Consider the following 26,940-nt stretch of genomic DNA (forward strand, 5'->3'; position numbering starts at 1 on the left):
TCCCTTTGCCGGCCTTACGCGCGGCATAAATGGAGATAAACATGGTGGCGATCCCCATGAAGACGGCGCCCAGTGCGATCCAGACCGCCATTACCAGTCCTTCCGATAGTCATGGTTGGCCTTGACCATTTCCTTCAGCGTCGTCGGGCCGCCTTCGGGCTCGCTCGTGTGACGCTTCGGATTCTGCGTTCCCGCCTTGGGCGACTTGCCCGCGGCCAGATCGTCGAGCAGGCGGACCGTGCTGTCGTAATCGAGATCTTCGTAATTATCGTCGTTGATCTGGACCATCGGCGCGTTGGTGCAGGTGCCCATGCACTCGACCTCGGTCAGCGTGAACAGGCCGTCGGGCGTCGTCTTGCCCTTCACCATGCCGCGATTCTTGCACGCGGCCATCACATCGTCCGACCCGCGCAGCAGGCACGGCGTCGTGCCGCAAACCTGCACATGATAGCGGCCGACGGGGACGAGATTATACATGGTGTAGAAGGTCGCGACCTCATAGGCGCGGATGAAGGGCATATCGAGCGCGGCGGCGACATATTCGATCACCGGCACGGGCAGCCAGCCCTGCGTCTGCGTCTCTGCACCGACCTGTCGCTGCGCGAGGTCGAGCAGCGGCATCACCGCCGAGCGCTGACGCCCCGCGGGATAGCGCGCGATGACCTGCTTCGCCTTCTCGGCATTTTCCTTCGTCCACGCAAAAGCGCCCCAGCGCGCGCGGGTTTCAGCTTCATCTGGAATTTGCGGTGCGTCGGCCATTAGCGGTCACACTCTCCGAAAACGACGTCAATGGCGCCGATAATTGCGGTGGTATCGGCGAGCATGTGGCCTTTCGACATCATGTCCATCGCCTGCAGGTGGCTGAACGCCGTCGGACGAATCTTGCAGCGATACGGCTTGTTGGTGCCGTCGCTGACCAGATAGACGCCGAATTCGCCCTTGGGGCTTTCGGTCGCCACATAGACTTCGCCCGCCGGGACGTGGAAGCCCTCGGTGTAGAGCTTGAAGTGATGGATCAGCGATTCCATCGACTGCTTCATCTCGCCGCGCTTCGGCGGCACGACCTTGCGGTTCAGGCTGGCGATCGGCCCCGTGGGCATGTCGCGCAGGCACTGCTTGATGATCTTTGCCGACTGATAGACTTCCTCGACGCGCACCATGAAGCGATCGTAGCAATCGCCGCGCGTGCCGACGGGAATGTCGAATTCCATCGCCGCATAGGCGTCATAAGGCTGCGACTTGCGCAAATCCCACGCGATGCCGCTGCCGCGGATCATCGGGCCGGAGAAGCCCCACGCCAGCGCATCTTCCTTGCTCACCGTCGCAATGTCGACGTTGCGCTGTTTGAAGATGCGGTTGTCGATGACTAGGCTCATCGCGTCGCCAAACAGCTTCGGCAGACGCTTTTCGACCCATTCGCCGATGTCGTAGAGCAGGCGTTCGGGCACGTCCTGATGGACGCCGCCCGGACGGAAATAAGCCGAGTGCATGCGCGCGCCCGAGGCACGTTCAAAGAAGTTCAGGCAATCCTCGCGCAGCTCGAACACCCACAGGTTCGGGGTCATCGCGCCGACGTCCATGACGTGCGACCCGATGTTGAGCATATGATTGCAGATGCGCGTCAGCTCGGCGAACAGCGTGCGCAGATATTGCGCGCGCGCCGGAACTTCGAGGTCGAGCAGCTTTTCGATCGCGAGCACATATGAGTGCTCCATGCCGAGCGGCGAGCAATAGTCGAGCCGGTCGAAATAGGGCAGCGCCTGCAAATAGGTCTTATATTCGATCAGCTTTTCGGTGCCGCGATGAAGCAAACCGACATGCGGGTCGACGCGCTCGATGATTTCGCCGTCGAGTTCCATCACCATGCGCAAAACGCCGTGCGCCGCGGGATGCTGCGGGCCGAAGTTGATCGTGTAATTGGTAACGGCCTGATCGCCTGCGGTATCGGCGGTGTCGACCGGATAGCCTTCGAACATGTCGCTGCCGTGGTGCTTGACCTGAGGAGAGTCGGTCATGCGTCACCTCCTGTTTTGGGCTTGCGCGGCGCGCGCGGCTTGGCCGGAGCCTTTTCCGCCTTCGCGGTCGCCGGCGTTTTGGCGGCCTTGGTCGCCGGCTTCGCGCTGGCGCCGTCGCGGCTCGTCTTCGCGGCCTTGATGTTGGTCTTCGCCCCTGCCCCGGTCTGCTCGGGCTTTTCAGTGGTCTTCGGGGTCGGCGGCGGCGGCGCCTTTGCCGCGTCGTCGGCCTTTTTGACTTCAGCCGCGGTCAGCGGAGTCGGCGCGCCCTTGCCCGGCGCTTCGCCCGTGCCGCCGGCCTTTTCATCGCCGGGCAGCACATAGTCGGCGCCTTCCCATGGGGACAGGAAGTCGAAATTGCGGAAATCCTGCGCCAGCTTCACCGGCTCGTACACGACGCGCTTGTCTTCTTCGCTGTACCGCAGCTCGATATAGCCGGTCAGCGGAAAATCCTTGCGCTGCGGATGCCCCTGGAAACCATAGTCGGTCAGGATACGGCGCAGGTCGGGATTGCCCGCGAACAGCACGCCGTACATGTCGAACACTTCGCGCTCGAGCCAGCCTGCATTCGGCCACACGGGCACGATCGTCGGCACCGGAGTAGCCTCGTCGGTCGACACGCGGACGCGCAAACGGTGGTTCTTCGTGACGCTGAGCAGGTGATAGACGACCTCGAACCGCTCGGCGCGGTCGGGATAATCGACCCCGGCGATTTCCATCAGCTGCTGATATTCAAGCTTGTCGCGCAGTTCGACCATCACCCCGGCGACGGCTTCGCGCGTCACAGTGATGCTGTCCTCGTCAACGGTGAAGACATGCGCGAGCAAATCGGCACCGAGCAGTTTTTTCAGCGCGTCGGCCAGCGCCGGCTGCGGCGCCACGAGGGGAGCAGGATGGGCCATCAGCGTTCGATCGTCCCGGTGCGGCGGATCTTCCGCTGCAACTGCATCACGCCGTAAAGCAGGGCTTCGGCGGTCGGCGGGCAGCCGGGGACATAGATGTCCACGGGCACGATGCGGTCGCAACCGCGCACCACCGAATAGCTGTAGTGATAATAGCCGCCGCCATTGGCGCAGCTGCCCATCGAGATGACATATTTCGGGTTCGACATCTGGTCGTAAACCCGGCGCAGCGCAGGCGCCATCTTGTTGCAGAGCGTGCCCGCCACGATCATCACGTCGGACTGACGCGGCGATGCGCGCGGCGCGGCGCCGAAACGCTCCATGTCATATCGCGGCATGTTGACATGAATCATCTCGACCGCGCAGCAAGCGAGGCCAAAGGTCATCCACCATAGCGAGCCGGTGCGCGCCCAGTTGAACAGATCCTCGGTCGAGGTGACGAGAAAGCCCTTGTCGCCGACTTCGCTGTTGAGGTCGTCGAAAAAGCCCGCGTCGGGGCTGGTCCCCGGCGCCACCGGGAACATTTCCGGGTTCGCACCCGGGGCGACCGGCATCTGGCCGGGCATGATGATACTGGAAGTGCTCATTCCCAATCCAACGCGCCTTTTTTCCACGCGTACACAAGGCCGAGCGTGAGTTCGGCGAGGAAAATCATCATCGTGGCCCAACCCGCCCAGCCGATTTCCTTCAGGCTGACCGCCCAGGGAAAGAGGAAGGCCGCTTCGAGGTCAAAGATGATGAAGAGAATAGCGACGAGGTAAAAGCGCACGTCGAACTGGCTGCGCGCGTCCTCGAACGCCGGGAAGCCGCATTCATATTCGGTCAGTTTCGCCGGGTCCGGCTTGTGCGCCCCGGTCAGCCGCGCGACGCCCATCGGTAAGAACACGAAGGCGGAGGACAGGCCAACGGCGACGACCAGAAAGATCAGAATCGGCAAATATTGCGTCAGATCGACCATGGGAGCTCGCAGTTCAGTTGTTTTGGGGTGTCTTTGCACCCGTTTATCGGGGGCGCTTTAGGCCACGATGCCGCGTGTCGCAAGCGCTGCGGGCAGGATTTTCGTATCCTGTGTGACCAAAAGCATATTGTGCGCTGGCGAGCGGACCTATCGCTGTGATACGCAACCGGAAAAGGGTCGCACTGCCGCGCTTTTCAGGCGCAACTTGGACAAAGGGAGCATCCATGGGACCAATCACCGTTCGCGCCATCACGGCTTTGGGCGCCGCCGCGCTTTTTTCGGCGACTCCGGCGCACGCCGAACTGATCAACGCAACGAATCCCGCGACGATCAAGGCAATTCTCGAGTCGCAAGGCTGGCCCGCGACGCTGGTCAGCAAGGCCGGCGACGATCCCTATCTCGAGAGCAATCGCAACGGCCTCAAATTCCTCGTCCTGTTCATGAACTGCGACGAAGGCAAAAAGTGCAAGACGCTGCAATATTATATGGGGTTCAGCGACGCGAAGGGCGTCTCGCTCGACCGGCTCAACCAGTGGAACAAGGACAAGCGTTTCGCCCGCGCGTACAAGGACGATGAGGGCGATCCGGTGCTAGAAATGGACGTCGACCTCGATTTCGCGGGCATACCGCGCGAGAATGTAGGTGAGACGTTCAACACGTGGGCGTCGCTGATGGACAGCTTCCGCGAGTATGTTTTCGAGAAGTGATCTGAACAATCACTCGTCACCCCGGACTTGATCCGGGGTCCCGCTTCTTAACGTCACAAAGCGGGATGCCGGATCAAGTCCGGCATGACGAAGGAGAGGACGAGAAAACGCCGATCAGGCGTTGCGAAGCGCGCCCGCGACAAGCTTCTGCAGCTTCGAATGCACTGCGGCGCTGCCGGCAATGAATTCGCTGCGCTCGATCGCGCGGTCGCCGCCGCGGAAATCGCTGACGAAGCCGCCGGCTTCGCGCACGAGCAACATGCCCGCGGCGACGTCCCAGACTTCCAGGTCGCTTTCCCAGAAGCCGTCGTAACGGCCCGCCGCGACCCATGCGAGGTCGAGGCTGGCCGCGCCGAAGCGGCGGATGCCGGCAACTTCAGGGGCGACTGCACCGAAAATGCGGCTCCACTGCGCCATATTGCCGTGGCCCATATAAGGGATGCCGGTCGAAATCAGGCATTCGTTCAGGTGGCGGCGCGATGCGACGCGGAGGCGGCGGTCGTGCAGCCAGGCGCCGCGGCCGCGTTCGGCCCAATAGCTTTCGTCGGTGACGGGCTGATAGACGAGCGCCGCCGTGACGTCGCCCCAGCCGCCGCCGGGCTTCGGTTCCTGTACCGCGATCGAAATCGCGAAATGCGGAATCGCGTGGAGGAAGTTCGACGTGCCGTCGAGCGGATCGATGATGAAGCGCGGCTTGCCATATTCGCCCTCGATCTCGCCGGCCTCTTCCATCTTGAAGCCCCAGCCCGGACGCGCGTGGGTCAGCTCGTCATAAAGCGTGCGCTCGGCTGCCTGATCGGCCTTCGACACGAAGTCGGCGGGCCCCTTCTGCGAGACCTGCAGATGCTCGATCTCGCCAAAGTCGCGGCGCAGTTTCGTGCCGGCCTTGCGCGCGGCGCGTTCCATGACGGTGATGATGCCGGATACGGCCATATTTATTTCCTTCAACGCGTCGCCCCCGCGAAGGCGGAGGCCGCTGGCTGCGTTGCGCCAAGCTGATAGCGGCCCCCGCCTTCGCGGGGGCGACTTCACTTAGTCCGCGCGGCGGACATATTCGCGGTCGTACACATGCACGACGATCTTCGTTCCGCTCGTGATATGCGGCGGCACCATCACGCGCACGCCATTGTCGAGGATCGCGGGCTTGTACGACGACGAAGCCGTCTGGCCCTTCACGACCGCATCGGCCTCGACGATCGTCGCTTCGATCGTTTCGGGCAGCTCGACAGAGATCGGGCGCTCTTCCCAAAGTTCGAGCACGACGTCCATGCCGTCCTGCAGGAATTCATGCGCTTCGCCGACGACATCCTTCGAGATGTTGATCTGTTCGAACGTATCCTTGTCCATGAACACCAGATCGTCGCCCTCGGCATAGAGGAACTGGAAATCCTTGGTGTCGAGGCGGATCTTTTCCACCGTATCCGCGCTGCGGAACCGGTTGTTGAGCTTGCGCCCGTCGATCAGATTCTTGGCCTCGACCTGCATATAGGCGCCGCCCTTGCCCGGCTGGGTGTGCTGGATCTTGGTGACCTTCCAGATCCCCTTTTCATATTCGATAATATTGCCGGGACGGATTTCAACGCCGGTGATTTTCATCGCGCACACTCACTAGACAAGGATGGAAAGAGCAAAGCCGCGCCCCACCGGGCACAGCTATCAGGTGCGCGCCTTTAGCCGCGACAGCGCCGAAGGGCAAGCCGTGTGTCAGGGCGTCGCGACGACCATCGCGCGCGTCCGCCGATAGCTGAGCCACACCAGGCCGACGAAGAGGATCAGGCCGACCCACGGCGCGTAAGGCGCATAACCGTCACCGACGACTGCGAGAGGCGAATCGCTGCCGCTGCCCGCGACGATGCCCGCATAGAGCACGCCGAACAGGCTTTCGCCGACGATCATGCCCGTCGCGGTGAGCACGCCCATGCGGTGCGCGAAGCCGGCATTCGGGCGCTTCGCCGCCCAGCGGTCATAGAACCAGCCGCCCACCGCACCGATCACCACCGGCAGGATCACCGCCATCGGCAGGTAGATGCCGATGCCGATCGCCAACGGAGGAAGCCGCAGCTTGCCCGCGCGGCCGAGCAGCGCGTCCACGATGATGAAACCGACGCCCGCGAGCACGCCATAACCCAGCATCGTCCAGTTGAGGTCGCCGCCGAGCACACCCTGCGCCAGCGACGAGATCAGCCCCGCCTGCGGTGCCGCAAGCGCGTTCGGCCCGGCGCCCGGCGCCCCGACAAAGCCGAGCGTTTCGTTGAGCACATTGAGCACCGGCGGCACGACGAGCGAACCGAAGATCACACCGATGATCAGCGCGACCTGCTGTTTCCACGGCGTCGCGCCGACAAGCTGGCCGGTCTTGAGGTCCTGAAGATTGTCGTTCGAAATCGTCGCGATGCCAAAGACCAGGCCGGTGACGATCAGCGCATAGGCGACCATCGCGTCGATCTCCGCCTCGCCCCCGCCGCGGCCGGGCAGGCCGAGGAGCAGAAGCGACGAGGCGATGATCGCGAGGATGCCGATCCCCGATACCGGCGAGTTCGACGCGCCGATCAGGCCCGCCATATAACCGGTGACCGACGCGATCATCAGTCCCACGATGATGATGAACAGGATCGCCCCGGCGATCAGCGCGAACGACGCCCCGGCGAGCGGCCCCCCGGCAAGCACCGTCCACAACAGCCAGCCGATCGGCAGCATCAGCGCCAGCGAGCCGCCGAACACCCAGTTGATCGACATATCCTGTTCTTCGATCGCAAGCGCCTGGCCGCCCTGACGTGCGCGGCTTGCGGCCATTGCCGAGCGAATACCGCCGATGACCGGACCCGCGATCTTGATCAGCGTCCAGATCGCGGCGACCGCGATCACGCCGGCGCCAAAGAAACGCACATCGGCGCGAAACACCGTATTCGCCAGCGTCTCGGCATCGCCCGTCCCGCCTTGCGTGAGCGCCGGCAGCAGCACCCACCAGCCGGTGACCATGCCGACAAGCTGCGCCATGCCGACCGACAGGCCGACGAGGTGACCGACGCCGAACAACGCAAAGGCAAGTCCGCCCGCGATCCCCGTCGCGCCGCTGCCGACGGCGAACCAGCGCGCGACTTCGGCGCCGGCGAGCTTCATCTGGGTGAGCAGCGTAAAGCCCGCAGCGACGAGGCTGTTCCACATCAATGCCGAAAGGCCGGCGCGATTTTCCTCGGCACCCTCGGCGCTCGCGGCCCCGACCTGCAGCACCTCTGCGGCGGCGCGGCCCTCGGGATAGGGAAGATCCGAATCGACAACGAGAGCGCGACGCAGCGGGACGGAGAAAAGCACGCCCAATATGCCGCCAAGCATCGTGATTGCGGTCGTTTCGAGCAGCGGGAAACCCTGCCAGTAACCGACCATCACCAGCCCCGGCAGCACGAAGATGATCGCCGCCAGCGTCCCTGCGGCGCTCGCGATCGTCTGGACGATATTATTCTCGAGGATCGTCGACCCGGCCATATAGCGCAGCAGCGCCATCGAAATCACCGCTGCCGGGATCGAGGTCGCAAAGGTCAGCCCGACCTTCAAGCCCAGATAGACGTTCGCCGCCGTGAAAGCCAACGTCAGCAGACCGCCGAGCAGAATCGCACGGATCGTCAGTTCGCGCCCGCGTGAGGTCGGCGTGGTGGTGTCTGTCATCAAAATTCTCCCCGTGCGCTGTCTTGCGGGGCACCGCCCGCAGCGCAAGCAAAAAGCCACGAACCGAGGTCCGTTGGACCGAAACGCCAAAAGCGACGAACCGACATCCTTTTGACGTATCGGTCCAATATGCGGCGCGGCATCAATGCGAAATCGGTGTCCATGATGAGTATCGACCTTTCCGATCTTACTCCGCCGCCCCCGCGCGGCAACGCAGCAACCTCATCGCGCGGGGCGCCTTGCGCCGGCCTTTTCGGCTGGCGCAAGGATGCGGCGGCGCCGCCTGCACCCAGGGATGATCCTAAAACGCCGGGGCGCAATTACCCGGCGGGCTGATCCTGAAGAAGCGCCGCGAAAGCGCGCACGGCCGCACCCGGCCCTTCGGGATGGGCCCATATGCCGCCGGAAACGGCAAGAAAGTCAGCCCCGGCCTCGATCAGCGTCGGCGCATTTTCTATCGTAATCCCGCCGATCGCAACGCAGGGCAATTCGAACATTCCCTGCCACCATTCGAGAATTTCGGGGTCCGCGTGATGCTCGACCGTCTTGGTCGTCGTCGGAAAAAATGCACCGAAGGCAACATAATCGGCGCCCGCCTCGCCCGCTTCCATCGCCAGATGACGGCTCGCATGACAGGTAACGCCGATCTGCGCCTGCGGTCCCAGTAACCGCCGCGCTTCCTTCGGATCGCCGTCGCCCTGCCCCAGGTGCACCCCGTCAGCGCCAAGCCGCTTCGCGAGCGCGACATCGTCATTCACGATGAACGCGACGTCATGGGCGGCGCAGATTTCCTGCAACGGTTCGGCAAGCCGCGCCGCGTCATGCTGGTCGAGATTCTTCACGCGAAACTGAAAGGCGGCAACGGGTCCGGCGCCCAGCGCTTCGGTGAGTTGGCCCGGAAAATCGCCACCGACGTCGAGCGGCGAAATGAGGTATAATTGGCAGGTCGGTGCTTTCATGGCGCGTTCATAGCGGCGCCGTCACAGACGGGCAAATGCAGAACATATACCGCATGGCGATCGTCGCCCTCCCCGCCGCTCTCGCTCTCTCTGCCTGCGCCACGACGCGCGCCGCGCCGCTGCCCGACGGCAGCGACGTCGCGCTTGGCCAAAAGGCCTATGTCGACGGGCCGCTTGTCCAGCCGGTCGAGGTGGTTGAGGACAGCCGTTGCCCGATGAACGCGCGCTGCGTCTGGGCAGGCCGCGTGCGCGTGAAGATGGTCTGGATTCGCGGCAATGGTGAAAAGCAGCCGTTCGAAGCGACGCTGGGCGAGCCGGTGCAGCTTGCCGACGGCCAATTCACGCTCGAATCGGTGCGGCCGGAAAAGATGACCAATGTGACGATCAAACCGTCGGACTATCGCTTCTCGTTCCGCTTCGCGGGCGGGCTCTAAAGCACCCGCGCCAGCACGAACCCGTCCCAGCCCTTGGCGCCGACCGTCTGGATAGCGGTCGCGTCGAGGCGGGGATTGCCGCTCAGCATATCGAACAGCGCGCGCGTGCCGACGATGCGCTCGTCGTCGCTGTCCGCGTCCAACACCCCGCCCTCGCGCACGACATTGTCGACAATGATCATCGTGCCGGGGCGGCCCAGGCGGATCGCTTCGTCGACGTAGCGGACGTTGCTCTGCTTGTCGGCGTCGATGAAAACAAAGTCGAACGGCGCTTCACCGGTCATCGCCGCCAGGCTCTGCACCGCCGGGCCGACGCGGATGTCCACCCGGCCCGCCAATCCGGCGCTTTCAAGATTTTCCTGCGCTACGCGTGCGTGATGTGCCTCAAGTTCCAGCGTCACCAGCGTTCCGCCCTCGGGCAGCGCCCGCGCCAGCCAGATCGTCGAATAGCCGCCAAGCGTCCCGACTTCGAGGATGCGTTTTGCGCCGGCCATCTGCGCGAGCAGGAACAGCATCTTGCCCTGCGCCGCCGACACGTCGATCGGCGGCAGCCCTTGTCTTTCATTGTTCGCGAGGGTGGTGGCAAGCGCATCGTCCGCGCCCAGCAACTTGTCGGCGATATAATCGTCGACGGCTTGCCACCTCTCTCCCATCACTTCAGGCCACGGAGGCCGCGTGAATTTCCTTGATCGCGCCGCCGAGCGATGCGTTGAATTCCTCATCGCTCATCTGATGGCGCAGGTCTTCGAGCAAGGCGCGGCTGAAGCTCGCGATGATGCCCGGGTTCTTGGCCAGTTCGACGCAGGCTTCGGGGCGGGCAAAGCCACCCGACAACGCGACGACGCGCAGCACCTTGGGGTGATCGACCAGCGGCTGGAACAGCCCGGCTTCGGTCGGCAGCGACAGTTTCAGCATTACCGGCGCGCCGGTCCAGGCGTCGAGCGCCGCGATCAGTTCGTTCAACAGCAGGCGGTCGGCGGCATCGCGCTCGGCGCTCTTGATGTTCACCTCGGGTTCGATGATCGGAACCAGCCCATGCGATGCGATGCGCGCCGCTTCGGCGAACTGTTGTTCGACGATCGCCTTGATACCCGCGGGATTGGCAAGATTGACGACGCTGCGCATCTTGGTGCCGAACACGCCCTTGGCAACCGCACGCTCGCACAGATCGTCGAGACCGGGGTTCGCCTTCATCAACTGGACGCCATCGGCCTCGTCTTCCAGACCCTTGTCGACCTTCAGGAACGGAACGACGCCGCGCTCCCACAATAGCGCGGGCACTGGCTTGCCGCCCGCTTCGCCGTCCATCGTGCGTTCGAACAGGATCGCGCCGATCACCTTCTCGCCATTGAAGCAGGGTGCGGTGACGATGCGGCTGCGCATGTCGTGAATCAGGCCGAACATTTCCTCATCGTTCGAGAAAGCGTCCGCTTCGATCCCATAGCCCTTCAATGCCTTGGGCGTCGAACCGCCGCTCTGGTCGAGCGCGGCGATAAAGCCCTGCCCCGATTTGATCTGGTCGAGCATGGCGGCATTGGCGGTGGTCATAAGATCTCCGGTTGTTTGCATACGTATGTGGCGGTGCGCATAGCGAGCCCTTGGGCGCGATGCAATGCGGTGGGAAAGTCTAGGCCTTCAGCGCGTCGACGCCCGGCAACGCTTTGCCTTCCATCCATTCCAGGAAAGCGCCGCCAGCGGTCGAAACAAAGGTGAAATCGCCGGCCACGCCGGCATGGTTGAGCGCCGCGACGGTATCGCCGCCGCCCGCGACCGAGGTCAGCGAACCTTCGCGCGTCAACGCTGCTGCGGTTTTGGCGAGCGCGACGGTCGCGGTGTCGAACGGCGGCGTCTCGAACGCGCCGAGCGGACCGTTCCAGACGAGCGTGCGGCAGTTCTTGAGCACATCGGCCAGCGCCTCGACCGCGGCGGGGCCGACGTCGAGGATCATTTCATCGGCCGCGACTTCATGCACATTGACCGTGCGCGTCGGCGGGTTCGGGGCGAATTCCTTCGACACCACGACGTCATAGGGAAGATGGATCGTGCAGCCCGCGGCATCGGCCGCGTCGAAGATCGCATTGGCGGTGTCGACCAGGTCATGCTCGCACAGCGACTTGCCGACATCGACCCCGCGTGCGGCGAGGAAGGTGTTCGCCATGCCGCCGCCGATGATCAGATGGTCGACCTTGCCGACGAGGTTGCGCAGCACGTCGATCTTGCTCGACACCTTCGCACCGCCGACGACTGCGGCGACCGGATGCGCCGGATTGCCGAGCGCGGCGTCGAGTGCCTTCAGCTCGGCCTCCATCGCGCGCCCCGCATAGGCGGGCAGACGGCGCGCGACGCCCTCGGTCGAACCATGCGCGCGGTGGGCGGCCGAAAAAGCGTCGTTTACGTACAGGTCGCCAATCTCGGCCAAGGCGTCGGCGAAGGCCGGATCATTCTTTTCTTCGCCGGGATAGAAGCGCGTGTTTTCGAGTACCGCGACATCGCCCGCCGCGAGCACCGCGATGCCGGCCTTGGCGCCTTCGCCGACCGCTTCGGGGATGAACATGACCGAATGGCCAAGCACATCCTCGACGCCGCCCATGACGAGGCTCAACGATTGGGTCGGGTTCTTCGCGCCCTTGGGTCGCCCGAAATGGGCGAGGAGCAGCACGATCGCGCCCTTGTCCGACAGTTCCCGGATCGTCGGCATCGCGGCCTGGATCCGGGTCGCATCGCTGACCGCGCCATCGATCATCGGGACGTTGAGGTCGACGCGTACGAGCACGCGCTTGCCGGTGACGTCACCGATATCGTCGAGGGTTTTGAACGCGGTCATTCTTTTCACTCCGTACCCGGAGCGTGCCCCCGCAAAGGCAGGGGCCCATCTCCTATGCCATCCTTCCCCATCCCCTTCCGTCCGATACCATATCGGCGGGAGATGGGCCCCTGCGTTCGCAGGGGCTCAGGCAAATTACAGGAACTTGGCGATCACGCCCGCGGTGTCGATCATGCGGTTCGAGAAGCCCCATTCATTGTCGTACCAGCTAAGCACGCGCACCAGCTTGCCGTCGATCACCGAGGTTTCGAGGCTGTCGATCGTCGAGCTTGCCGCATTATGGTTGAAGTCGATCGAAACCAGCGGCTCTTCGGTATAGCCGAGCACGCCCTTCAGCGCGCCTTCGGCCGCGGCCTTGAGCACTGCGTTGACTTCTTCCTTGGTGGTTTCGCGCAGCGGCGTGAAGGTCAGGTCGACGACCGACACATTCGGGGTCGGAACGCGGATCGACGAACCGTCGAGCTTGCCCTTCAGTTCGGGCAGAACCAGACCGACGGCGACCGCGGCACCGGTCGAGGTCGGGATCATCGACATCGCGGCGGCGCGGGCGCGGCGCGGATCGTCGTGGATCTGGTCGAGGATCTTCTGGTCGTTGGTATAGGCGTGGATCGTCGTCATCAGACCGCGCTCGATCCCGATCGCCTCGTGCAGCACCTTGGCAAAGGGCGCGAGGCAGTTGGTGGTGCACGACGCGTTCGAGATGATCAGATGGTCGGCGGTGATCTTGTCGTCATTGACGCCGAACACGACGGTCAGGTCGACTTCCTTAGCGGGGGCAGAGATCAGCACGCGCTTGGCACCGGCGTCGAGATGCTTCTGGCCGCCGGCCTTGTTGGTGAAGAAGCCGGTGCATTCCATCACGATGTCGATGCCGTTTGCGGCATGCGGGAGCGCGGCGGGGTCGCGCTCGGCGGTCACCTGGATGCGCTTGCCGTTGATGATCAGGTCGTTGCCATCGACTTCGACGGTGCCGTTGAAGGCGCCGTGGACCGAATCATGGCGGAGCAGCCGGGCATTCGCCTTGGCATCGCCCAGGTCGTTGATCGACACCAGCTCCAGATCGTGGTCGGTGCGCTCCAGAATGGCGCGCGCCACATTGCGGCCGATGCGTCCGAAACCGTTGATTGCAACCTTCACTGCCATGTCGAAACGTCCTTTCTGCGTGGAATAAGCCGGTCCTTAGTTGCCGAGCTTTGCCAGTATCTGGGGGGTGATAGCGTCGGCGGTAAGGCCGAAATGCTTGAATAGGTCTTCAATCGGAGCCGAAGCGCCAAAGCTGTCGATGCCGAAACGCAGGCCGCGGCGGCCGGTGTAGCGTTCCCACCCAAAGGTCGTGCCCGCCTCGATCGACACGAGCAGCGCATCGTCGGGCAGGATATCGGCCTGATAGGCGGCGCTCTGTTCGTCGAACAATTCGGTCGAGACCATCGAGACGACGTCGGCGCCATGACCGGCAGCTTCGAGCTTGTCGGCGACTTCGATCGCGAGCGACACTTCGGAGCCCGTCGCGACGAGTACAACCTTGCGCGCGGCCGAGGCGGCGCGAAGGCGGTAACCGCCTTTTGCACAAAGATTTTCGGTGACGTCATGACGGAGCGGCGGGAGGTTCTGACGCGTCAGCGCGAGCAGCGACGGGCGGCTTTCCTGCGCAAGCGCGAGCGCCCAGCATTCGGCGGTCTCGACCGCGTCGGCGGGACGCATGACGAGCAGGTTCGGCATCGCGCGCAGCGACTGAAGATGCTCGATCGGCTGGTGCGTCGGGCCGTCTTCGCCGAGTCCGATGCTGTCGTGCGTCATCACATAGACGACGCGCTGCTGCTGGAGCGCCGACAGGCGGATCGCGGCGCGGCAATAGTCGGCAAACACCAGGAACGTGCCGCCATAGGGAATGATGCCGCCATGGAGCGCCATCCCGTTCATCGCGGCCGCCATGCCGAACTCGCGAATGCCGTAATAGATATAGCGGCCCGAATAATCATTCTTCGTCAGTGGCTTGGTCGACGAAGTTTTTGTATTGTTCGAACCGGTCAGATCGGCGCTGCCGCCCACAAGCGCCGCGATATCGGCGGTCAGCGCGCCGAGCGTATTTTCAGACGCCTTGCGCGTCGCAACCTTCGGCGGTTCGGCGACCAGGCCATCGAGATAGGCCTTGAAGGCGTCGCCCGGAACGATCTTGCCAGCTAGACGATCTACAAATTCGCTTTTCTTTTCGTTATTTGCGAGGCGATCGCTCCATTCGTTATGAAGCCCCTTGCCCTTCTCGCCAAAAGCCGCCCAGGCCGATGCGATATCGGCGGGAATGACGAACGGCTCGGCGGTCCAGCCGAGTTCCTTGCGCGCTGCGGCAATCTCTTCGGCGCCCAGCGGCGCGCCATGCGTCGCCGACGTGCCCTGCTTGGTCGGCGCGCCGAAACCGATGATCGTGCGGCACGCGATCAGCGACGGACGCGGATCGGCAAGCGCGGCGTCGATCGCACGGCGGATATCGGCGGGGTCGTGCCCGTCGCAGCTTTCGACATGCCAGCCGGTCGCCGCATAGCGCGCCGCGATATCCTCGCTCGTCGACAGGTCGGTCGATCCGTCGATGGTGATCTTGTTATCGTCCCAAAGCACCGTCAGGCGGCCAAGACCAAGATGTCCGGCCAGACCGATTGCTTCGTGATTAATGCCTTCCATCAGGCAGCCGTCACCAGCGATCACCCAGGTGCGATGATCGACGAGGTCGTCGCCATAGAGGGCGTTGAGATGCCGTTCGGCGATTGCCATGCCGACCGAGGTCGCGAGCCCCTGGCCCAGCGGCCCGGTCGTCGTCTCGACGCCTTCAAGCTCGAAATTCTCGGGGTGGCCCGCGCACGGGCTGTGCAGCTGGCGGAAATTGCGAATGTCGTCGAGGGTCGGCCGCGCGTAGCCCGCAAGATTGAGCGTCGCATAGGCGAGCATCGAGCCATGACCCGCCGAAAGGACGAATCGGTCGCGATCGGCCCATTTCGGATCGGTGGGGTCGAACTTCAGATAATCCGAATAAAGGACGGTGGCGACGTCGGCCATGCCCATAGGCATCCCGGGATGGCCGCTGTTTGCGGCCTGTACGGCGTCCATCGCAAGCGCACGGATCGCGTTGGCGAGCTGACGTTCGGGCAGTGTCATGAGTCCCCCGGGAAAGGATGTGAAGGTGACCGGATTCGGTGCGACAGCCCTTTGCGGTCGCACGGTCAGGAGTCAACCGCCCGCGGCACGAATGCGGCACAAATTCCGGCGCATTTCGGTGTGGAGAGGCGATTGCACCCCTTCCCCGGCGCTGCTAACCCTTAAGCATGGAACTCGATCTCGACGAATCCAGCCTGGCCATCGGCCGTATCGAGCGCGCATTGAGCCGTATCGAAAAAGCCCTGACCGACCGGGCAAACCGCCCCGCACCCGCCGTGGCAGCGCCCGCCGCCGACCAATCGGCACTAAAGGCCGAGGTTGCCGCCGTTATCGGCGAACTCGACCGACTGATCGCGGAGGCCGACCGTGGCTGACGTCAAGCTCACCATCGCCGGACGCCCCTATGACGTGCATTGCGCCGACGGTGAGGAGGGGCAACTGATCCAACTCGCGTCGGTAGTCGACGAAAAGGTGCGCACGATGCCCGGCGGTACCGAGGTCCGGCAATTGTTGTTCGCGGCATTGATGCTTGCCGACGACGCGCAGGAAGCGCGAGGCAAGATCGAAAAGGCCGAACCGCAATCGGATTCGCTCCGCGCGGCGGTGGCGCTTGCTGAAAGCCGCGAAGCGACGGCGCGCGACGAGCTGCAGGCTGTAGTCGCGCGCGAAAAGGCAGCGCTCAAGGAACTGGAAACGGCACGGCAGGCGCCCCAACACTCTTCGCCTGCGGTCAACCCATCGAACAATCGCGCCTTGTTGCAAATTGCCGACCGAATCGAAGCGCTCGCAACGAAAGTCGAGCAGCTCCCTTGAGGAAAACGGCCCGCGCGCCTACATAGGGGACGGCGGGCACTGCCCGGCACGAGCTTTTGCGAAAATCCCTGAGGCGATACATCATCCTAGGGGGCTGTCCCTGCCCGGACCCTGGTCCGACGTATATGGTCCCCACCTGACGTTACTGGCGTCAGAGGACTTTCCAGCAAACGACCTCGGCGGTCCCGCCAACCGATTCACTTATGTCCCAGAGGAGGCGATGACCGACTTGTCCGCCGATCTGGTCCAGCAAAAACAGAAATTGCGCGACCGGCTGCGCTTTCGGCGTCGGCATTTTGCCGCAAATCTCGACGGCATGGCGCAACTGGCGGCTTTTCGCGCGCTACCTGCGCCGCTTTCCGATCTTCTTGCCGATCACGCCATCGTTGGCGCCTATATCGCGTGGGGCGACGAACCCGATATCATCCCGATGCTCTCCGGCGTTGCGGAAGGAGGGGCTCTTGCCCTGCCCCACCACAGCGGTCGGGTCGACACGATGGATTTTCGTCGCTGGCGACCCGGCGAATCGCTCGCCAAGGGGCCGTGGAGCACGCAGCAGCCCGCCGACGACGCCCTCTTGGCGATTCCGGACATCTTATTCTGCCCGCTCGTCGGGTTCGATCGCCAGGGCGGCCGCATCGGCCAGGGCGGCGGCCATTATGACCGTTATTTCGCCGCGCATCCCGATGCACTGCGGATCGGTATCGGCTGGTCGGTGCAGGAAATCGACGCTACGCCGCGCGAATCGACCGACATCGCGCTCGACGCGATATTGACCGAGCAGGAATTCATCCTTTGCGGAGACCGTTTGTGAGCCAGGATCCAGCCAATCCCCAGCCGAGTTGGCGCAAACCAGCAGGCATGTTCCTGATCCTCGCCCTTATCGCGGGATGGACCGCGATCGTCGTCAGCCTCTCGCCCTGGGTCGGCAACTGGCCGGTGCTGGTGCAGGCTGTGTTCTACCTGATTGCAGGCATCGTCTGGATCGCGCCGCTGAAACCGCTGCTGCGCTGGATGGAATTGGGGAAATGGCGCGGCTGAAGCGCCGCGCCATTTTTCCCGATTTCCAGTGATGGAAGGTCCCAAGCTGCGGTGGCCATCCCATCCGAAAAAGGAAGGAATGGCGCGAGTGACGGGGCTCGAACCCGCGACCTCCGGCGTGACAGGCCGGCACTCTAACCAACTGAGCTACACCCGCGTGTGCTTGGGAGCCGCGCCAATATGGCCCTCGCCCCGACCTGTCAACCGTCGCTTTCATCCTGTGTGCGATTTAATCGATCGCGCACCTCGTCGGTGGTCGTCAGCGTGCCATGTTCGAAAAGGAAACCCGCCAGATCGGGCGTTCCCGTCGACGCGAGCACGGTCTGCAAAATCAGCAGCAGTGGCACAGCGAGCAGAGCGCCCGGCGTCCCCCATACCCATCCCCAGAAACTCAACGATACGAGAATCAGCAGCGGATTGATCGTCAGTCGCTTGCCGAGCACGAGCGGCGTGATCAGATTCGCCTCAACCAAATGGACGCCGATAAAGATCAGCGCCGGCAATAGGGCGAGCCCGACGGCATCGAAGGTCATGAGTCCGCCAAGCCCGAGCAGCACTGCCGCGACGATCGGCCCCAGATAGGGCACGAAATTGCAGATACTGACGATCCCGCCCCACATGAAAGGCGATGGCATCCCGAGCGCCCAGAGCAGGAGCGAGACGGTCAGGCCGAGAATCGCGTTGATCATCGTGATCGTCGCCAGATAGTCGGCGGTCGCATCGACGACATTCTGGATCACGCGCGCGGTCTGCATCGCGCCGTCGAAGCTGCCGCGCCGCCGGATCGTTCCTTTGCGCAGCCGCGTCCAGCCCGCGAGAAAGAAGAAGATCACGAGCACGGCGAAGAAGAGCTGAATTGCCGCCGCGGGCGCCGACGAGATGAAATAGTCGACCACCGAAGTCGGTGCCGTCGCCGCCACCGCCTGCGCGGTCGCTTCGGTTCCGCTCGCCACCGACAGCAATGTGCGATCGACGAAACGCTGCAACGTCGAATAAAAATCGATCAGCGGCGCCAGATTGCTCTGGATACGCGGAATCGATTCGGGGATTCGCGCGAACCAGCCGGTCGCGGGCACGACGATGATCGCCAGCGCAGCGTTGATGATAGCCAGAAAAGTCGCGAGCGCGAGGAACGATGCGAGCGCCGACGGCACGCCGCGCCGCTCGAGCCATTCGAGCAGCGGAACAAGCGCGATCGCGATGACGATCGCCGCAGTCAGCGGCAGGAAGAATTCGGCGCCCGCCTGCAGGGCAAAGGGGAGCCCCAGGCAAAAGCTTGCGCCGAGGATCAGCGCAAGCGCGGCAAGCAACCGGTCGCGACGGAAATCGTCGATCTCGATCTGGTGCAGCGGATTGACGCGCGACGAACGCACATCCTTGCTGCCCCGGTCGTCCGCCACCCCTGCTCTCCTCGTTAACCGCCTCGTCTTACGCGAGCTTTACTTTCCGCGCCAGTCGCCCCGTTTTGCGACGAAACGCGTGCCCCGCTGTCCCCATCTGGGTCAAAACGCGTCTTTCTTCCTGCTTTTTAACCAGAAATTACCCTTTATCGGCGACTGAAGGCTCCAAGGACCAACCTTTCCGGAGTCAAAGTGATGATGAAAGCGCCTGTGGGGGGCGCGAAGCATCAGCTTCTACCCTCGTGTTCAATTTTCGCGCTGCTGGCCGCATTTGCGTTGCCGATGCAGGCCGAGGCGGCCGGCACTCGCGCCGGCTCCACCATCAGCAACACGGCAAGCGCGAGCTTCGATACGGGTGGCGGCACGACCACTGTCGATTCGAACCGCGTCGACCTGCTTGTCGACGAACTTCTCGACGTTACGGTCGATTCGAGCAATCCCGCCGATGTTCCGACAACGCCCGGTGCGACGGGTCAGCTTCTGACTTTCTCGGTCACGAACAACGGCAACGGCGTCGAAGCTTTCGGCCTAACGACGATCGCCAATGCGGGGGGTGACAATTACGACCCCGTCGTCACGCAAATCTATCTGGACAATGGCGACGGCATTTTCGACGCCAGCACCGATACGCTCTATACTGCAGGCGCCAACGACCCGTCGCTCAACCCTGACCAGAGCATCACGGTCTTCGTCCTTGCGACGACACCCGGCACGGTGGTGGACGGCAATCGCGGCATCGTAAGTCTCGTCGCCGCTGCCAAAACGGGTACCGGCGCGCCCGGGTACAGTTTTGCCGGCCAAGGCGAAGGCGGCGGCGATGCCGTCGTCGGTTCGACCGGTGCCGACGGACAGGACGCCGGCGCTTTTGTTGTCGCGGCTGCGACGGTAACACTCGTCAAATCGGCGGTCGTGAGCAATTCGCTCGGCACCACCGACCCGATTCCGGGTGCCGTTATCACCTATACCATCGTCGCCACCGTCGCCGGCAGCGGCTCGGTCAGCGGCCTGGCCGTGACCGACAATATTCCCGTGGACACCAGCTACGTCCCCGGCTCGATCACGCTCGGCGGTATTGGTCTGTCCGACGCGGCCGATGCCGACGCGGGCGATTATAACGGCACGCGGATCAACGTCGGGCTCGGCACTGTTGCCGGCGGCCAGACCCGCACCGTCACCTTCCGTACCCGAATCAACTGATGGAGATGCGCATGCGCACCGCTCTTTTTCTTTTGCTCGCCGCGCTGATGCCCGGTCAGGCGCTCGCCGCGAACCAGGTCGCGCTCGACAACAATGTATTCGTCGAACGCGTGACGACCGACGCTCAGGGAAAGCAGAAGATCCTGCTCGAAGAACCAAAGGTTGTCGTTCCCGGCGACCGGCTTGTCTTCGTGCTCAGCTATCGCAACGCGGGGGCACAGCCCGCCGACAAGTTCGTGATCACGAATCCGATGCCCTCGGCGGTTCAATTTGCCGATGCGGGCGATACGCGGCCACTCGTTTCGGTCGACGGCGGCAAGCAGTGGGGACTGCTTTCCGACCTCAGCATTCCGATGAACGATGGCGCGCGCCGCGCGGCACAGCCCGCCGATGTCACGCACGTCCGCTGGGCTTTTGCCAAACCGATTCCGGTCGGCGGGGCGGGCAAACTCATGTTTCGGGGAGTTGTAAAATAGCCAATTAATAAAGCCGCTTAATGGTTGCCAGCGGTGGGGAAACGGCAGCCGACATAAAACCCAGGAGCTCAGCTATGACCAGCAAGCTGACGTATATGGGTGTCATCGGTCTGGCGGCGCTTTCGAGCGTCGCCGCCACGCCGGCTTTTGCAGCCGGCACGACCGCGGGCACCACGATCACCAATACCGCCACCGTCGACTATCAGGTCGGTGGCGTCGCACAGGCCCAGCAGCAAGCGGCGAACAACTTCGTTGTCGACCGCAAGATCAATCTGCTGGTCGAAGAGGTCGGTACGGTCACGACGAACGTCGTCCCGGGCCAGACCAACGCCGTCACGACGTTTCAGCTGACCAATACGTCAAACGAAACGCTCGATTTCGCGCTCGTGGCTTCGCAGATCACGGGCGGTACCGCCGCGCACGGCGGCACCGACGCGTTCAATGTGAACAACATTCGCATCTATCGCGATAATACGGTCACCGGCACGGTCGGCAGTTGGGACGCCGGCGACACGCTGATCACGGCCTATGTCGACGAGCTTGTCGTCGATACGGCGATCCGCCTGTTCGTTGTCGCCGATATCCCGACGACGCTTGCGGTTCCTGCCGTCGTCAACGGCGCCGTCGCCGGCGTGACTTTGCGGGCCACTGCGCGCGAAGGCGGGCTTGCCGGCACACAGGGCGCGGCGATCACCGAGACGACCGGCGCCAACACCGCTGGCAAGGATACGGTTTTTGCCGACATCGCCGGAGTGGCAGGCGATGTTGCGCGCGACGGCTCGCATAGCGACAACGACGATTATACGGTGCAGACGGCGACGCTTGCCGTGACCAAAAGCAGCCGTGTCATCTCGGACCCGTTCAACAATACGACGAATCCGAAGCTGATCCCGGGTGCGGTGGTCGAATATTGCATCGCGGTCGCCAACACTGGTGGTGCCGCCGCAACCTCGGTCCTGATCACTGACCCGGTTCCGGGGCAGTTGACGTTCAGTGCGGGCACTATCCTGCTGGGCGGCACGGTCACCGGCGGCGTTTGCGACTTCAACGGCACCGCAGGCGGCAGTTACGCCGCACCGAATGTGTCGGGCACGATCGCATCCATCGCAGCGGGCGCCGCAAGCACGCTCGTCTTCCGCGCGACCGTAAACTGATCGGATAACCGATGGAGCAGCGGGTGCGGCCCAAAAGCCGCCTCCCGCTGCTCCCCTCGGGGCTGTTATGGCATTCCGCAGCAAATTTTCCGGCCTTGTGACCGCCCTGGTCGCGGCAGCAATGCTGCCTGCGGCAACCCCGGCGCGCGCGCAGGTGATCATGAACACGGCTTCGGCGCAGTGGACGCATGACGGGCAACCCGGTCAGGCGCTGTCGAACCGCGTCGATGTGACGGTGACCGCGCGCCCGCCCGAACGGCCGACGATTACCACCTATCGGCTTACGGCCGGCGGCGGCGACCGGTCCGTGCCGTTGGCGCCCACCCAATGCAGCCGACCGGGAGCCCGCGCAGCCGCGGTCGGTACCAGCGCGGGCGACGCAATCCCGCTGAGCGGCGTCTATGAGGGCATTTCGACCGCCCCCGCATCGCTGCAAAGCACGAACAATTTCCGCGCCGGCGAAGTGCTAGTCGTCGGGGTCACGCTCGCATCGGCGAATGCCGATCCGCAGCTGCGTGACACCCTGTCGGTCATCCTCGAACTCGAGAATGGCGACAGCGAGCAGATCGTGCTGACCGAGACCGCGAACAACAGCGGCGAATTCGTCGGCATCATCAACACGGTCGGCGTCCCGCCTGCCGTCGTCGCGGGCGATTGCCGACTGTCGGTCAGCCCGGGAGCGCCTCTGACGCTGCGCGTGACCGACCAGGCAAGCGCCAGCCTCGTCGCGCTGGCAACGATCAACTTCCTCGTCGATCCGTTCGGCATCGTGTTCGACAGCGGCGATGGCGCGCCCGTCGCGGGAAGCCGCGTGACGATCATCGACACAGCGACCGGCCAGCCTGCGCAGGTGTTCGGCGACGATGGCGTTTCGGCCTATCCCTCCAGCGTCGTCACGGGTCAGAGCGTCACCGACGCAGGCGGCACGACCTACAATTTCCCGCCCGGAGACTATCGCTTCCCCTTCGTCGCGCCCGGCACCTACCGTCTCGTCGTGTCGCCGCCCGCACCATATACCGCGCCGTCGACGTCGAGCGCTGCGGCTCTGGCAGGCCTTCGCCGCCCCGACGACGGTCAGCCCTTCACGATTACCGACGCGAGCTATGGCAACAGCTTCACGCTGAGCAGCCCCGCGCCCGTGCGCGTCGACATTCCGGTTGACCAGCCCGGCCTGCCGCTAATCCTGCGCAAGACCACCTCGACGCAGGTCGCCGTTCCAGGCGATGTCATCCAGTATCGCATCGAAGTCGCCAATCGCGATACACGCCGCAACACCGGCGCGGTCACCGTTCGCGACGTTCTGCCCGCAGGAATGCGCCTTCGCGCCGACACCGTGCGTGTCGATGGTGTTCGCGTCGATGCAGTGGTTCAGTCCAATGGCCGCGAGTTCGCGGTCACCTTGCCCGGCATCGCAGCCTCGCGGTCGTCGCTGCTTACCTATCTGGCCGAAGTCATCGTGTCGGCGCAGCCGGGCAATGCGCTCAACAGCGCGACCGCCACCGACAACCGCGGCTCGACGAGCAATGTCGCCGAGGCGGCGATCTCGATCAAACGCGATCAGCTTGGCGACCGCATGACGATCATCGGCCGCATCACCGACGGCGGCTGCACGGTCGATCCGGGCAAGGCAGACGGCATCGCCGGTGTGCGCGTGATGCTTCAGGACGGCAGCTATACCGTCACCGACGAGGATGGCCGTTATCATTTCGAAGGCGTCCGTCCCGGTTTGCATGTCGTTCAGATCGACCCATCGACGCTGCCGCTCGACCGCGAGCCGATCGATTGCGCCCGCTCGACGCAGAGCGCTGGCAGCCAGATCTCGCGCTTTATCGAGGGCCGTGGCGGCGCGTTGAAGCGCGCCGATTTCCGCGCCGTCGCCAGCACGCCGCGCGCCGCGCCGAACGTCACCGCCATCGAAGCGCCGAAGCTATTAAGCGACCCCGATGCCGCCGGGTCGGGCCGCGACTGGCTCGCTGGGCAAACGCCGGGCATTGGCTGGCTCTTCCCTGAAAGCGACCACAACCCCCGCTCGAAGGCGATCCGCGCTGCAATCAAGCACGCGCCCGGACAGACGGTTTCATTGCGCGTGAACGGGAAACCCGCCGACGCACTGGCATTCGAAGGGACCAGCAAGTCGGCCGACGGCAGCGTCGCGGTCAGCCTGTGGCGCGGGCTCGAAATTCGAGAAGGCGAAAACAGCCTTGTCGCCGACGTGAAGGACGCCAATGGCGTCACGATCGAGACGCTGGAGCGCAACGTCCATTATTCAATCACGCCGATGCGCGCGGCGCTGATCCGCGAAAAGTCGGTTCTGATTGCCGACGGCGTGACGCGCCCCGTCATCGCGGTGCGCCTGACCGACCGCGACGGCAAGCCGATCCGCGCCGGCCTCACGGGCGACTTCAGCGTCCCCGCCCCTTACTACCCCGCCGTCGAAGCCGACGCCCAGCAGGCACGGCAGTTGTCAGGCCTCGAACGCGCGCAGCCGTTGTGGAAGATCGATGGCGACGACGGCATCGCCTATATCGAGCTCGAACCCACTACCGCGTCAGGAACGCTCGCGATGGATTTCACGTTCCGCGACGACAAGGTGACGCGCAAGCAGACGATCGAAACCTGGCTCGATCCGGGCAACCGTCCGTGGACTGTCGTCGGCTTTGCTGCGGGCACCGTTGGGTACAACACGCTCGACGACCGGATGGAGCCGTCGGCAGAAACGCTCGACGACCTCAACGCCGACGCGCGCCTCACGCTTTACGCAAAAGGCCGCGTGCTGGGCAAATGGCTGATGACGCTGGCCTATGACACCGACAAGGACAAGGATGACACGCGTTTCGGCGGCGTGATCGATCCGCGCGCCTATTACACCATCTATGCCGATCGCAACGAAACTCGTTACGACGCCGCCTCGGTGCGCAAACTCTATCTGCGCCTCGAACACCCGCAATTTTATGCGATGTTCGGCGATATCGAGACGGGCATTTCGGAACCCGAACTCGCCCGCTACCAGCGCGCGCTCAACGGCGGCAAAGCGGAATATCGCAGCCGCAACGTCGCCGCGACCGCGTTCGTCGCCGACACGCCATACCGCTTCCGCCGCGACGAGATCCAGGGCAATGGCCTGACCGGTCCGTATCAGCTCAGCGCGCGGGACATCCTGCCGAACAGCGAACGCATCGTCATCGAAACGCGCGACCGCCTGCACAGCGAGCGCATCGTCGATAGCGTCAGCCTGTCGCGCCATGTCGACTATGACATCGACTATCTGTCGGGCACGATCCGCTTCCGCGAACCGGTGCTCAGCCGCTCGTCGAACCTCGACCCGCAGTTCGTCGTCGCCGAATATGAAGTCGATGGCGTCGGTCAACGTGTCCTCAACGCGGGTGGCCGCGTCAGCTATCAGTCGACCGACGAGAAACTGCGCGTCGGCGCGACCTTCATCCATGACGAGGACGGCAACGCCAAGACCAACCTTGGCGGCGTCGATGCGCGCTATCGCCCGACGATCGAAACCGAAGTCCGCGCCGAACTCGCGCTGAGCGACGCCAAGGCGGCCAATGGCAGCACGGCCGCCAACGGCACGGCAAAGGCGTGGCTGATCGAGGCCGAGCATCACAGCAGCAACGCCGACTTCCTCGCCTATGTGCGCGAGCGTGAGGCCGGCTTTGGTACCGGGCAACTCAACAGCAGCGAGAATGGCACGCGCAAATTCGGTTTCGATGCGCGGATGAAGGCCAGCCGCAATCTGTCGGTCACCGGCAGCGCATGGCAGGAAGATTATCTCGACACCAATGCGCGCCGCCGCGCTGCCCGGGCATTGGTCGAATATGATAATGGCACCAGCGTGATGCGCGCCGGGCTGACCCACGCCGATGATCGCCTGACCGACGGCACGAACAACCGTTCGAATATCGTCCAGCTCGGCGCAACGCAGCGGTTGATGAACAAGCGCCTCGAGCTCGATGCGCAGACCGAATTCGCGCTCGGCGGCAAGGATGCGAGCATCGATTTCCCGACCCGCCATCGCCTCGGCGCCCGCTTCGCCATCAATCGCGACGTCAATCTGGTCGGCAGCTATGAAATCGCCGACGGTGACACGATCAAGGCGCGCACCGCGCGGCTCGGCTTCGACCTGACGCCCTGGTCCGGCGCGCGCCTGCTCGCCACCGCCAATCAACAGGAAATCGGCGAATATGGTCCGCGAAGCTTCGCTGCCTATGGCCTGTCGCAATCAATCAAGCTCGGCGAGCGCTGGTCGGTCGATTTCTCGGTCGACGGCAACCGCACGATTGGCGGCATCAGTGCCGGTGATGTGCTCAACGTCGAGCAGCCCGTCGCCTCGGGCGGTTTCCTCGGCGACAATGGCACGTTGACCGAGGATTTCCTCGCGATCAGCACCGGCGCCACCTATCGCGCCGACCGCTGGACGCTGACGGGCCGCGCCGAATATCGCGATGGCGAAATCGCCAATCGTTACAGCCTGACGCTGGGCGGGCTCCGCCAACTCGGCGAGGGTCGCGCGCTCGGTGCGCTCTTCACTTACGCCAAGGCAAGCGGAACGGGCACCGCGCCGATGACCGAAGTCATCCAGTTCGAAATGAGCTGGGCGCACCGCCCCGCGGCGTCGCGCGTGTCATGGCTCAACAAGAGCGAGTTCCGTTCGGACAAGGTGCGCGACGCTGTCGCTGGCGAAGCTGGCCCGATCGGCGGCCCTGAGCTGACGATCGATGGCGACGCGACGAGCCGCCGCCTGCTCAACAGCCTGTCGGTGAACTGGACCCCGCTTGGCGATCGCGGAATCGGCCCCGGCGACGGCTGGTACGAACGCGCCGAAATCGGATTCTTCTGGGGAACGCGTTATAATTTCGACCGCTTCGGCGCGGATGACGTCAAGGGCTGGTCGAACCTGATCGGCGCGGACATCCGCTTCAACCTGAGCGAGCATGTCGATGTCGGCGCTTCGGGTACTGTTCGCGTCGGCACCGATGCCGATACGGTCAGCTGGGCGGGCGGTCCAACGATCACGCTGGCGCCGATGACGAATGCCAACATCACCTTCGGCTATAATTTCGCGGGCTTCCATGACCGCGATTTCGAAGACGCACGATTCTCGCGCTCGGGCGCCTATGTGACCTTCAAGCTGAAGTTCGACCAGACGAGCTTTGCGGGGCTGGGGCTGTAGAGCCGAAGCTGGAATTCCGTTCGTGTCGAGCGAAGTCGAGACACCCGGCGTGCGTGCACGGCCGATGGGCA

At 63.9% G+C, this 26,940-nt stretch carries 25 protein-coding genes and 1 tRNA gene; 10 read left to right on the forward strand and 16 right to left on the reverse strand.

Annotated features, from left to right (window positions below; all coding sequences use genetic code 11):
• Positions 1 to 90: 90 nt before the first annotated feature.
• From KEC45_RS09135 to KEC45_RS09155, 5 genes are read right to left on the reverse strand one after another with little or no spacing between them, the layout of a single operon-like run.
• Complete coding sequence (locus tag KEC45_RS09135) at positions 91 to 759, reverse strand: NAD(P)H-dependent oxidoreductase subunit E (protein WP_062180204.1); 669 nt, start codon at positions 757 to 759, stop codon at positions 91 to 93.
• The gene (locus tag KEC45_RS09140) at positions 759 to 1,976 is read right to left on the reverse strand and encodes an NADH-quinone oxidoreductase subunit D (protein WP_252172029.1); all 1,218 of its coding nucleotides are present in this window, start codon (positions 1,974 to 1,976) and stop codon (positions 759 to 761) included. Before KEC45_RS09140 ends, KEC45_RS09135 begins: the two co-directional genes overlap by 1 nt.
• A gap of 35 nt (positions 1,977 to 2,011) precedes the next feature.
• Positions 2,012 to 2,914 (reverse strand): NADH-quinone oxidoreductase subunit C, encoded by a 903-nt coding sequence (locus KEC45_RS09145; protein WP_062180202.1) that lies wholly within the window; start codon positions 2,912 to 2,914, stop codon positions 2,012 to 2,014.
• Positions 2,914 to 3,438, reverse strand: coding sequence for an NADH-quinone oxidoreductase subunit B family protein (locus tag KEC45_RS09150; protein WP_152682438.1), 525 nt, complete (start codon positions 3,436 to 3,438; stop codon positions 2,914 to 2,916). Before KEC45_RS09150 ends, KEC45_RS09145 begins: the two co-directional genes overlap by 1 nt.
• A gap of 59 nt (positions 3,439 to 3,497) precedes the next feature.
• The gene (locus KEC45_RS09155; protein WP_062180201.1) at positions 3,498 to 3,872 is read right to left on the reverse strand and encodes an NADH-quinone oxidoreductase subunit A; all 375 of its coding nucleotides are present in this window, start codon (positions 3,870 to 3,872) and stop codon (positions 3,498 to 3,500) included.
• A gap of 224 nt (positions 3,873 to 4,096) precedes the next feature.
• On the opposite strand from KEC45_RS09155, the gene KEC45_RS09160 reads away from it, so the two are divergent.
• Positions 4,097 to 4,579 (forward strand): YbjN domain-containing protein, encoded by a 483-nt coding sequence (locus tag KEC45_RS09160; RefSeq protein WP_062180200.1) that lies wholly within the window; start codon positions 4,097 to 4,099, stop codon positions 4,577 to 4,579.
• 114 nt (positions 4,580 to 4,693) lie between these two features.
• Here KEC45_RS09160 and KEC45_RS09165 read toward each other — a convergent pair whose 3' ends face one another.
• From KEC45_RS09165 to thiE, 4 genes are all read right to left on the reverse strand, one after another.
• Entirely contained in the window at positions 4,694 to 5,512 is an 819-nt protein-coding gene (locus tag KEC45_RS09165) for an inositol monophosphatase family protein (RefSeq protein WP_062180199.1), read from the reverse strand.
• A gap of 99 nt (positions 5,513 to 5,611) precedes the next feature.
• Positions 5,612 to 6,175 carry an elongation factor P gene (gene efp, locus KEC45_RS09170; RefSeq protein WP_062180198.1) on the reverse strand — a complete coding sequence of 188 codons (564 nt, stop codon included), beginning with the start codon at positions 6,173 to 6,175 and terminating at the stop codon, positions 5,612 to 5,614.
• 108 nt (positions 6,176 to 6,283) lie between these two features.
• Positions 6,284 to 8,242 carry an OPT family oligopeptide transporter gene (locus KEC45_RS09175; protein ID WP_062180197.1) on the reverse strand — a complete coding sequence of 653 codons (1,959 nt, stop codon included), beginning with the start codon at positions 8,240 to 8,242 and terminating at the stop codon, positions 6,284 to 6,286.
• Positions 8,243 to 8,562: 320 nt separating this feature from the next.
• The gene (thiE, locus tag KEC45_RS09180; protein WP_062180195.1) at positions 8,563 to 9,201 is read right to left on the reverse strand and encodes a thiamine phosphate synthase; all 639 of its coding nucleotides are present in this window, start codon (positions 9,199 to 9,201) and stop codon (positions 8,563 to 8,565) included.
• 35 nt (positions 9,202 to 9,236) lie between these two features.
• Between thiE and KEC45_RS09185 the strand changes: the two genes are divergently transcribed.
• Positions 9,237 to 9,635, forward strand: a complete 399-nt coding sequence (locus KEC45_RS09185; protein WP_252171948.1) for a hypothetical protein — start codon at positions 9,237 to 9,239, stop codon at positions 9,633 to 9,635.
• Here the strand turns inward: KEC45_RS09185 and KEC45_RS09190 are convergent.
• The 5 genes from KEC45_RS09190 to tkt all read right to left on the reverse strand — a co-directional run bounded on the left by KEC45_RS09190 (position 9,632) and on the right by tkt (position 15,606).
• A complete protein-coding gene (locus KEC45_RS09190; RefSeq protein ID WP_062180192.1) occupies positions 9,632 to 10,288 on the reverse strand; it encodes an O-methyltransferase in 657 nt (218 codons plus the stop codon). The genes KEC45_RS09185 and KEC45_RS09190 overlap by 4 nt on opposite strands.
• Positions 10,289 to 10,292: 4 nt before the next feature.
• Complete coding sequence (locus KEC45_RS09195) at positions 10,293 to 11,162, reverse strand: fructose bisphosphate aldolase (RefSeq protein WP_193749189.1); 870 nt, start codon at positions 11,160 to 11,162, stop codon at positions 10,293 to 10,295.
• A 100-nt stretch (positions 11,163 to 11,262) separates the two neighbouring features.
• Positions 11,263 to 12,459, reverse strand: coding sequence for a phosphoglycerate kinase (gene pgk, locus KEC45_RS09200; RefSeq protein WP_062180187.1), 1,197 nt, complete (start codon positions 12,457 to 12,459; stop codon positions 11,263 to 11,265).
• Positions 12,460 to 12,594: 135 nt separating this feature from the next.
• A complete protein-coding gene (gene gap, locus KEC45_RS09205; RefSeq protein WP_062180183.1) occupies positions 12,595 to 13,602 on the reverse strand; it encodes a type I glyceraldehyde-3-phosphate dehydrogenase in 1,008 nt (335 codons plus the stop codon).
• Between the two features lie 36 nt (positions 13,603 to 13,638).
• On the reverse strand, positions 13,639 to 15,606 hold the full coding sequence (gene tkt, locus KEC45_RS09210) for a transketolase (RefSeq protein WP_062180180.1): 1,968 nt from the start codon (positions 15,604 to 15,606) through the stop codon (positions 13,639 to 13,641).
• Between the two features lie 167 nt (positions 15,607 to 15,773).
• On the opposite strand from tkt, the gene KEC45_RS09215 reads away from it, so the two are divergent.
• The 4 genes from KEC45_RS09215 to KEC45_RS09230 all read left to right on the forward strand — a co-directional run bounded on the left by KEC45_RS09215 (position 15,774) and on the right by KEC45_RS09230 (position 17,460).
• A complete protein-coding gene (locus KEC45_RS09215; protein ID WP_062180177.1) occupies positions 15,774 to 15,980 on the forward strand; it encodes a hypothetical protein in 207 nt (68 codons plus the stop codon).
• The gene (locus KEC45_RS09220; RefSeq protein WP_062180174.1) at positions 15,973 to 16,419 is read left to right on the forward strand and encodes a cell division protein ZapA; all 447 of its coding nucleotides are present in this window, start codon (positions 15,973 to 15,975) and stop codon (positions 16,417 to 16,419) included. The genes KEC45_RS09215 and KEC45_RS09220 overlap by 8 nt, the downstream gene beginning before the upstream one ends.
• Before the next feature lie 220 nt (positions 16,420 to 16,639).
• A complete protein-coding gene (locus tag KEC45_RS09225; protein ID WP_062180171.1) occupies positions 16,640 to 17,233 on the forward strand; it encodes a 5-formyltetrahydrofolate cyclo-ligase in 594 nt (197 codons plus the stop codon).
• Positions 17,230 to 17,460 (forward strand): DUF2842 domain-containing protein, encoded by a 231-nt coding sequence (locus KEC45_RS09230; RefSeq protein ID WP_083435762.1) that lies wholly within the window; start codon positions 17,230 to 17,232, stop codon positions 17,458 to 17,460. Before KEC45_RS09225 ends, KEC45_RS09230 begins: the two co-directional genes overlap by 4 nt.
• A gap of 80 nt (positions 17,461 to 17,540) precedes the next feature.
• On the opposite strand, the gene KEC45_RS09235 is transcribed toward KEC45_RS09230, so the two are convergent.
• Positions 17,541 to 17,617 (reverse strand) — tRNA-Asp (locus KEC45_RS09235).
• Positions 17,618 to 17,660: 43 nt separating this feature from the next.
• Positions 17,661 to 18,860 (reverse strand): AI-2E family transporter, encoded by a 1,200-nt coding sequence (locus KEC45_RS09240; RefSeq protein WP_238586630.1) that lies wholly within the window; start codon positions 18,858 to 18,860, stop codon positions 17,661 to 17,663.
• Positions 18,861 to 19,055: 195 nt separating this feature from the next.
• On the opposite strand from KEC45_RS09240, the gene KEC45_RS09245 reads away from it, so the two are divergent.
• From KEC45_RS09245 to KEC45_RS09260, 4 genes are all read left to right on the forward strand, one after another.
• The gene (locus KEC45_RS09245; RefSeq protein ID WP_062180165.1) at positions 19,056 to 20,057 is read left to right on the forward strand and encodes a DUF11 domain-containing protein; all 1,002 of its coding nucleotides are present in this window, start codon (positions 19,056 to 19,058) and stop codon (positions 20,055 to 20,057) included.
• Positions 20,058 to 20,068: 11 nt separating this feature from the next.
• On the forward strand, positions 20,069 to 20,533 hold the full coding sequence (locus tag KEC45_RS09250; RefSeq protein ID WP_238586629.1) for a hypothetical protein: 465 nt from the start codon (positions 20,069 to 20,071) through the stop codon (positions 20,531 to 20,533).
• Positions 20,534 to 20,607: 74 nt separating this feature from the next.
• The gene (locus KEC45_RS09255) at positions 20,608 to 21,687 is read left to right on the forward strand and encodes a DUF11 domain-containing protein (protein ID WP_062180159.1); all 1,080 of its coding nucleotides are present in this window, start codon (positions 20,608 to 20,610) and stop codon (positions 21,685 to 21,687) included.
• A 67-nt stretch (positions 21,688 to 21,754) separates the two neighbouring features.
• Complete coding sequence (locus tag KEC45_RS09260; protein ID WP_252171949.1) at positions 21,755 to 26,869, forward strand: hypothetical protein; 5,115 nt, start codon at positions 21,755 to 21,757, stop codon at positions 26,867 to 26,869.
• Positions 26,870 to 26,940: the final 71 nt, after the last annotated feature.

This window comes from Sphingopyxis sp. USTB-05, assembly GCF_023822045.1.
Lineage (GTDB): Bacteria > Pseudomonadota > Alphaproteobacteria > Sphingomonadales > Sphingomonadaceae > Sphingopyxis.

Coding starts and splice junctions, on each gene's coding strand:
- KEC45_RS09135 (WP_062180204.1), bottom strand. CDS start 759: ATGGCCGACGCACCGCAAATTCCAGATGAAGCTGAAACCCGCGCGCGC.
- KEC45_RS09140 (WP_252172029.1), bottom strand. CDS start 1,976: ATGTTCGAAGGCTATCCGGTCGACACCGCCGATACCGCAGGCGATCAG.
- KEC45_RS09145 (WP_062180202.1), bottom strand. CDS start 2,914: ATGGCCCATCCTGCTCCCCTCGTGGCGCCGCAGCCGGCGCTGGCCGAC.
- KEC45_RS09150 (WP_152682438.1), bottom strand. CDS start 3,438: ATGTTCCCGGTGGCGCCGGGGACCAGCCCCGACGCGGGCTTTTTCGAC.
- KEC45_RS09155 (WP_062180201.1), bottom strand. CDS start 3,872: ATGGTCGATCTGACGCAATATTTGCCGATTCTGATCTTTCTGGTCGTC.
- KEC45_RS09160 (WP_062180200.1), top strand. CDS start 4,097: ATGGGACCAATCACCGTTCGCGCCATCACGGCTTTGGGCGCCGCCGCG.
- KEC45_RS09165 (WP_062180199.1), bottom strand. CDS start 5,512: ATGGCCGTATCCGGCATCATCACCGTCATGGAACGCGCCGCGCGCAAG.
- efp (WP_062180198.1), bottom strand. CDS start 6,175: ATGAAAATCACCGGCGTTGAAATCCGTCCCGGCAATATTATCGAATAT.
- KEC45_RS09175 (WP_062180197.1), bottom strand. CDS start 8,242: ATGACAGACACCACCACGCCGACCTCACGCGGGCGCGAACTGACGATC.
- thiE (WP_062180195.1), bottom strand. CDS start 9,201: ATGAAAGCACCGACCTGCCAATTATACCTCATTTCGCCGCTCGACGTC.
- KEC45_RS09185 (WP_252171948.1), top strand. CDS start 9,237: ATGCAGAACATATACCGCATGGCGATCGTCGCCCTCCCCGCCGCTCTC.
- KEC45_RS09190 (WP_062180192.1), bottom strand. CDS start 10,288: ATGGGAGAGAGGTGGCAAGCCGTCGACGATTATATCGCCGACAAGTTG.
- KEC45_RS09195 (WP_193749189.1), bottom strand. CDS start 11,162: ATGCTCGACCAGATCAAATCGGGGCAGGGCTTTATCGCCGCGCTCGAC.
- pgk (WP_062180187.1), bottom strand. CDS start 12,459: ATGACCGCGTTCAAAACCCTCGACGATATCGGTGACGTCACCGGCAAG.
- gap (WP_062180183.1), bottom strand. CDS start 13,602: ATGGCAGTGAAGGTTGCAATCAACGGTTTCGGACGCATCGGCCGCAAT.
- tkt (WP_062180180.1), bottom strand. CDS start 15,606: ATGACACTGCCCGAACGTCAGCTCGCCAACGCGATCCGTGCGCTTGCG.
- KEC45_RS09215 (WP_062180177.1), top strand. CDS start 15,774: ATGGAACTCGATCTCGACGAATCCAGCCTGGCCATCGGCCGTATCGAG.
- KEC45_RS09225 (WP_062180171.1), top strand. CDS start 16,640: ATGACCGACTTGTCCGCCGATCTGGTCCAGCAAAAACAGAAATTGCGC.
- KEC45_RS09245 (WP_062180165.1), top strand. CDS start 19,056: ATGATGAAAGCGCCTGTGGGGGGCGCGAAGCATCAGCTTCTACCCTCG.
- KEC45_RS09250 (WP_238586629.1), top strand. CDS start 20,069: ATGCGCACCGCTCTTTTTCTTTTGCTCGCCGCGCTGATGCCCGGTCAG.
- KEC45_RS09255 (WP_062180159.1), top strand. CDS start 20,608: ATGACCAGCAAGCTGACGTATATGGGTGTCATCGGTCTGGCGGCGCTT.
- KEC45_RS09260 (WP_252171949.1), top strand. CDS start 21,755: ATGGCATTCCGCAGCAAATTTTCCGGCCTTGTGACCGCCCTGGTCGCG.